This window comes from Synechococcus sp. H70.1, assembly GCF_047502705.1.
Lineage (GTDB): Bacteria > Cyanobacteriota > Cyanobacteriia > Thermostichales > Thermostichaceae > Thermostichus.
Genome location: NZ_JANSIV010000071.1, coordinates 1 through 6544, shown reverse-complemented (window position 1 = coordinate 6544; position 6544 = coordinate 1). Strand labels below are relative to the sequence as shown.

Here is a 6544-nt window from a genome sequence, read left to right as displayed (position 1 = left end):
AAACAACGGCGGGTCGTCCATAACCCACCCCAAGTTGGAGAACGCGGCGGTGCCAAAGCAAAATGGCAGAATGAGAGAGCCCCTCTCTTGCCGTTGCCCGGCAATCTTCTCCGGATTATGCTGTTGTTGCGTCTTTTCCTGGTGGTCTTGTGCGTGGCTTTAACAGGCTGGTTGTCTCCTCCCGCCAGCGCCCTCCTCAACGACGACCGCTACGACGGCAACATCTTTGCCCTCTACGGCTCCAACGGCGGCATGGTTCCGCCGCGCGTCTCCCTCAAGCAGGCAAAAGAACAAGGGATCCCGGCCCTCCTCGTGTACTACATCGACGACAGCAGCGATTGCAAAAAGTACGCTGCCACCCTAGCCAGCCTGCAAGTTCGCTATGGCCGGGCAGTCTATTTCATTCCCTATTCTGTTGATTCCCTCCTGCCTGGGGACGAGCGCGGCCAGTACTACAGCGGCCGAGTTCCCCAAACCCTTCTTTTTGACTCCCAGGGCAAGCTTGTCTATCAGTCCATCGGCAACCGTCCCATCACGGAAGTGGAAAACGCCATCCGCGCTCTCTTCCACCTGGATCCTCTTCCCCCAGGGGTGATCCAAGCTAAGCCCTTCAACGAAATTCAGACCGGATTTTCTCGCTTGCCCGCCACTGCAGCTAAGCCACAGCCGTGACCGCTCCCCCCGCTTCCCCAGATCCGCTTGAGGATCTGCAAGCCAAGCTCCAGACCTTGCAAGCACGGCTAGCCGACCTGCGCGAGCTGGAGCGCCTGTCCCAGCTTTCCCCTGACCAATGGGCCGAGCTGCAGGCGGAAGTCAGCCAATTGGAACAACGCCTGCAAGCCTATCTACTAGAAGTGTTTAACCCCGTTCCCGCCACCTTTTGGCAGGTGGTGCGCTTTGGCGGCCTGGGCTTGCTCCTTGGCATTGCCCTGCAGCGCTGGGTACTGGGCTAGCCCGCCTCTTCCTTTGCAAGCTAGTGCAGCTCCCGCTCTTGGGATTGCCACCAACACTTGAGAGGCCAGTACAAAGCCGGTGCCCACAGGCTACTTAAAATGGCCGATGTAAGGACATTGCGTTGATGGTTCCACCAGATGCTCTCCAGGGAGCGGGGGCCAGTGCTCTCTGCCAAGGAGCTGGCCAATCCGTCCCCTCCAGCCCCCGCCGGCGCAAAGACACTTAGCCACATCCATTGCAGCGCCATTAGCGTTTCGGCAATCACCACCATGCCAAAGACAATCAGAGCTATGGAGATAAAGTCCTCTTGCACATAGCGCTGTTTCTGCAACCTGGCCGCGAGGATCCCAACCACGGCTAGCCCCAGAGCATGGGTAGGATAAGGGTTAGTGAGGGCGTCCTGCAGGAACCCTAGGGTGATCCCGGCAACAGCCCCCTGCCAAGCTTTGCGCCGCACACTCCAGCACACCACCCAAATCAAGGGCCAATCGGGAGTCAGGCCCGCCAGCTCTAAGCCCGGCCCCCGCCACCAAGGAGCCACCGCTGCCAACAGCCCCGATAGAACGGTAACCAGCCAGTTGAGGTAGGGCTTAAGATTGGGAAGCCGCAGGTTGAACATAGGGGTAGACCAAGGCCCATTCCAGAAAACCTAGCGGCGCCGATAGTTCAACTGTAGCCTGCGGAGCAGGGCTAGCATCCAAGTTAACGGCTCGAACCGTTCCCACGACAATCCCCGGTGGGTAGAGGCTGCTCAGGCCTGAGGTGACCACTACATCACCCACCTCTACTTGGGGATTCTTATCAAAGAAGTCCAAAATGGCCTCCTGGCTGCCCGTGCCCCGCAGGATTCCCATCTGCCGGCTGCGGCTTAGCATCACCCCAACTCGACTGGTGGGATCGCTAATAAGCAGCACGCGACTGCTGTTAGGGGTTACCGCCTCAACCCGCCCAATCAATCCTCCTGGCGCCACAACCACGTCCCCTACCTTGACCCCTTGCTGGCTGCCGCGGTCAAGAGTCAGCTGCTGCCACCAGTGATCGGCACTGCGGCCCACCACCGCCGCTGGGATCCTCACCTGGGGGGGTCCTTGCTGAGCAAGCTGCAGCAGTCGCCTTAGCTCGCGGTTTTGGTGCTGCAGCTCGACTATTAGGGCCTGCAGCTCACGGCTAGCAGCCTGCCTGAGCACCTCCTCGGGATCTACCGCTGGACGGGCCAGGGCCGTAAGCCGAGTGTACAATTCCACCAACAGAGATCCCTTCGTTTGGCGCAGGCCTAGGGCCGCCCCTATGGCCAAAGCAGACAGGAGCAGCCCCCAACCCTTGCGCCTCCACCATTGGCGTAGCTGACCCAAGCTTTACCCCTCTCGAGCCTCGACTCCCACCCACCGTAGACCTGACGGAGGGCTGCCAGCAGGGATCCCCAGGAACCCTGCTAGGCTTTGAAACTAGCGCTCAACACTCGGCCCAAGGTTTTGAAGTCCTCCAAAACTCTCCCTGTGCCAAGCACCACGCAACTGAGGGGATCTGGGGCAACGTGAACCATGATCCCGGTTTCGTGGCTAATGAGAGCGTCCAGACCCTTGAGCAGGGCTCCGCCTCCAGCCAGCATGATGCCACGGTCAATGATGTCAGCGGCCAACTCCGGCGGCGTGCGCTCCAGGGTACGCTTGATGGCCTCTACAATGACCGAGAGGGGCTCGGCCATGCTCTCGCGGATCTCAGTGCTTTTTACCGTCACGGTACGCGGCAGGCCAGAGAGAAGATGCAGCCCCCGCACTTCCATGCTCAGTTCTTCTTGGGTGGGGTAGGCAGAGCCAATTTGAATTTTGATCTCTTCAGCGGTGCGCTCTCCAATGGTGAGGTTGTGGACTTTTTTCATGTACTGAATGATGGCTTCGCTTAGCTCATCTCCTGCCACGCGCACCGATTCGCTCAGCACGATCCCCTGCAGACTGAGGACAGCCACCTCGGTCGTGCCGCCGCCAATGTCGACAATCATGTTTCCTACGGGCTCCTGCACCGGTAGGCCCGCTCCAATTGCCGCTGCCACCGGCTCATCCACCAAGTACACTTCCCGCGACCCTGCTTGCAGAGCCGCCTCCATTACCGCCCGCCGCTCCACGCCAGTCACCCCACTGGGGATCCCAATGACAATGCGCGGCGCAATCAAGTAATGGCCTCCGTGCACCCGCTGGATGAAGTGCTTGAGCATCATCTCTGCCGTGTCAAAGTCGGCTATCACGCCGTCCCGCAGGGGGCGCACAGCAATGATGTTGCTGGGGGTGCGGCCCAGCATCTTTTTGGCCTCTTCCCCCACTGCCAGCAGCTGCTTGGTGTTTTGGTCAATGGCCACCACCGAGGGCTCTTGCAGGACAATGCCACGCCCGGCCACGTAGACCAGCGTGTTGGCTGTGCCCAAATCAATGCCCATGTCACGGGAAAAGCGGCTAAGTAGCCCCAGCACGGTAGGTTGCTCCGGTTGCTTTGTGAAGAAGCAGCACGTCTTGCTACCTACTATATCCAATCCTAGAAGAGAATCTCCTCCAGACCCTGGGGAGAAGCCAAACTGCAACTAGGAGCAAGAGGAGCCAGTTGCTATGGAGATCGCCGCAGCTTTGCTCAGTTTGGCCACCCCCAACTTACCTCGCTTGTTGCACTTTTATCAAGCCCTCCTGGGGAGCCCACCCCAGCTCCAGATTCCCCCTCAGGGAGAGCCCGTGTATGTGGAGTTTCGACTGCCAGGACTGCGACTGGGCCTCTACCACGACCGGAAGCTAGAGTTAGCAGCCCAAGGGGGGGCAGCCAGCCTCTGTCTGCAGGTGCAAGATCTTACTGGATACCTGGGATCCCTCGCGGCCTTGTTGGCCGAGCACCAGATTTCCCCCTCCCCTCTGCGCCAGGCTTTTCACGGCCAAGAGGTGGAGTTGCGGGATCCCGATGGCAATCGCATCGTGCTGCACCAGCCTTCGGCCCCTTTCTGGGAGGCACTGGCCTTAAGCCCCGTCCAACAAGACTCCCTATCCTAGGATCAGGGATCAGGTAGCGCCTGCAGGGAGTCTAGCCTCTGGTGGAAAATAGCCCCCCTCCGCAAGAGGGGGGAGCTATGAGGAGCCCAGCAACTGCTTCCTAGACTACGGCGGTCTTCTTCACCTGAGCCGACAGAGCGCCGGAGGCGTACTTAGCCGCCATCTCGTCCAAGGTAACGACGGGAATTTTGGTGCCGTGGCCAGCGCAGCCGAAGGCAATGTAGCGCTCAGCGCATACTTTCTGCATTTCCTTGATGGAAGGTTTGAGGAAAGAGCGGGGATCAAAGTCTTTCGGATTCTCGGCCAGGGCGCGGCGTACTGCAGCCGTAATGGCCAGGCGGTTGTCGGTGTCGATGTTAATTTTGCGCACCCCGTTTTTGATGGCTCGCTGGATTTCTTCGATGGGCACACCGTAGGTTTCGGGAATGGAGCCGCCGTACTGGTTAATGATGTCAATGAGTTCTTTGGGGACCGAGGAGGAGCCGTGCATCACCAGGTGGGTATTCGGCAGACGGCGGTGAATTTCAGCAATGCGATCGATGTCCAGAATGTCCCCTGTGGGCCGGCGGGAGAACTTGTAAGCGCCATGGCTGGTGCCGATGGCTACAGCCAGCGCATCCACCTGGGTTTGCTCGACAAAGTCCACCGCCTGATCCGGGTCGGTGAGCAGTTGGTCACGGCTGAGGGCCCCTTCGGCGCCGTGGCCGTCTTCCGCCTCACCGCGGCCCGTCTCCAGGGATCCCAGGCAGCCCAGTTCCCCTTCCACCGTCACGCCAACAGCGTGGGCCACCTTCACCACCTCAGCGGTGACTGCTACGTTGTACTCGTAGCTAGCCGGGGTTTTCGCATCTTCTTTGAGGGAGCCATCCATCATCACACTGGTGAAGCCGTTGCGGATGGCAGAGTAGCAGGTGGCGGGGCTGTTGCCGTGGTCTTGGTGCATGGCCACGGGGATGTGAGGATAGGTTTCCACCGCCGCCAGGATTAGGTGGCGCAAAAAGTGCTCGCCCGCATACTTGCGCGCCCCTCGAGAGGCTTGCAGGATGACCGGACTGTTGGTTTCATGGGCAGCTTGCATGATTGCTTGGATCTGCTCCATGTTGTTGACGTTGAAAGCTGGAATGCCGTAGTCGTGCTCAGCGGCATGATCCAGCAAGATCCGCATGGGAACAAGAGCCATCGCTTACCTCCTGAGGTGGTGACTGGATGCGTTTGAGGTTCACTTACTGTTAATCCTAAGGTATCTTCTACATTTTGCGGGACAGGATCCTAAGATTTGGGGATCTTGCTGCAGAATCCCTGCTCCCCTTGGCTCCAATGTCCACGCTTAAACGCAGCAGGCAGGCTGAGAGCTCCAGATACACTAGGAGTACTTTGTTTGTCCGGAGGCCTGAGAAAGTGCACCGCAAGCTGTGGCCGGTCTGGGGCGCCAAGCAAAGCCAAGATCGCTCCAGAGGGGAGCGAAGGAGACGGCGTTTGGCTCAAGGGATAGGCTGGGCCATAACCTGCTGGTCAGTGGGCCTTTCCGCCGCAGCTTGGGGGATCCCTGGGCAAGCACCAAATCAGGTGGCTGCCTGGATAAAAGACAACCCGGTGCTGCGGCCCCGTCCGGGCGAGACGCTCAGCATCCACCGGGTGGAGCCGGATGGATCCCGGTTTACCTTTTTGGCCTCGGTGGCTCCCCCGGGACGGATCATCAACCCGCTGGATCGGGAGACCATTCGCTCGGAACGGATGACCTTTTTCCGCCCGCAAGGGCTAACGGCAGAAGATCTCTTTCGGGCCATTCGCGAGGTCTATGGACCGGAGATTGCCACCGATTTGGACCAGGCAGTGGAGGTCATCCGCTACCCGGCTCCTGGAGCCCTGGCGGGTAATCCCGGCTACAGCCTTGCCTTGGCTACCCAAGGCGTGGTGCTGCGGGGAAAGCAATTGGTGTATTGGCTGGAGCTGACCCAAAACCCCGATGGCCGCGTGCAGCAAGGTCAGGTGTGGGTGTTCCAAGAAGAATGGCTTCCTAAGGTGGAAGGGGAGTTGGCCGAGCGCTTTCCCCTACAGGTGAGGAGCCGCTGAGCTGGCCCTCAGGCAGACGGAGGTTTGCGGCTGCCAGGATCCGCCTCTGAATTCAGCGGCAGCCACGTTGCCTAGGAGGGCTAGGCCATACTGACAGCCAGGGGGTAGGGGGGCACGGCTGTGGTTTTGCTGGTTGGCCTCACGTTGTTCGGCAGCGCTTTCTGCCTTTTTTGGGGACAGTTGTTGCTGGGCAAGTTGCTGCTGCCCCTGTGGGGGGGATCCCCACTGGTGTGGAATACCTGCCTGGTCTTTTTCCAGCTTGCTTTGCTGCTGGGCTACCTGTGGGCAGACCGGCTGGGGCGAGGGCTCGCTCCCGGCCTGGGCCTGCTGCTGCACGGGGGCCTCTTGCTGGTGGGGCTGAAGTTTTTGTCCTTTGAGTTCGGGATCCCTGGCCAATGGGAAGGGGCCTCCCCCTCCCTAGCCCTTTTGGCGGACTTGACGGCGAGGGTGGGAGTGCCGCTGGTTCTTCTGTCGGGGACGACGCCGTTGCT

The 6544-nt window shown here is 60.0% G+C and carries 8 protein-coding genes and 1 pseudogene; 5 read left to right on the top strand and 4 right to left on the bottom strand.

The annotated features are described in order from the left end of the window. Positions 1–672: thylakoid membrane photosystem I accumulation factor (locus tag NW827_RS05025; protein WP_414503404.1), on the top strand; the 672-nt coding region annotated here is incomplete at its 5' end. Beyond that, positions 669–953: a hypothetical protein gene (locus NW827_RS05020; protein WP_414361864.1), complete on the top strand. Its 285-nt coding sequence runs from the start codon at positions 669–671 to the stop codon at positions 951–953. The genes NW827_RS05025 and NW827_RS05020, both read left to right, overlap by 4 nt. A gap of 20 nt (positions 954–973) precedes the next feature. Here NW827_RS05020 and mreD read toward each other — a convergent pair whose 3' ends face one another. From mreD to NW827_RS05005, 3 genes are all read right to left on the bottom strand, one after another. Then, positions 974–1573 carry a rod shape-determining protein MreD gene (gene mreD / locus NW827_RS05015; RefSeq protein ID WP_414361866.1) on the bottom strand — a complete coding sequence of 200 codons (600 nt, stop codon included), beginning with the start codon at positions 1571–1573 and terminating at the stop codon, positions 974–976. Beyond that, positions 1545–2249, bottom strand: a complete 705-nt coding sequence (gene mreC, locus NW827_RS05010; protein WP_414403351.1) for a rod shape-determining protein MreC — start codon at positions 2247–2249, stop codon at positions 1545–1547. Before mreC ends, mreD begins: the two co-directional genes overlap by 29 nt. Positions 2250–2386: 137 nt before the next feature. Further along, entirely contained in the window at positions 2387–3415 is a 1029-nt protein-coding gene (locus tag NW827_RS05005) for a rod shape-determining protein (RefSeq protein ID WP_414403372.1), read from the bottom strand. A gap of 136 nt (positions 3416–3551) precedes the next feature. Between NW827_RS05005 and NW827_RS05000 the strand changes: the two genes are divergently transcribed. After that, the gene (locus NW827_RS05000) at positions 3552–3980 is read left to right on the top strand and encodes a VOC family protein (protein WP_414403350.1); all 429 of its coding nucleotides are present in this window, start codon (positions 3552–3554) and stop codon (positions 3978–3980) included. 100 nt (positions 3981–4080) lie between these two features. Here NW827_RS05000 and fba read toward each other — a convergent pair whose 3' ends face one another. Next, positions 4081–5160 (bottom strand): class II fructose-bisphosphate aldolase, encoded by a 1080-nt coding sequence (gene fba / locus NW827_RS04995; protein ID WP_414393205.1) that lies wholly within the window; start codon positions 5158–5160, stop codon positions 4081–4083. A gap of 296 nt (positions 5161–5456) precedes the next feature. Here fba and NW827_RS04990 point away from each other — a divergent pair, with 296 nt between their 5' ends. Both NW827_RS04990 and NW827_RS04985 read left to right on the top strand, forming a co-directional pair. Beyond that, positions 5457–6053, top strand: a complete 597-nt coding sequence (locus NW827_RS04990; protein WP_414403349.1) for a hypothetical protein — start codon at positions 5457–5459, stop codon at positions 6051–6053. A gap of 120 nt (positions 6054–6173) precedes the next feature. Beyond that, a pseudogene (locus tag NW827_RS04985) lies at positions 6174–6544 on the top strand (hypothetical protein); the annotation flags it as partial.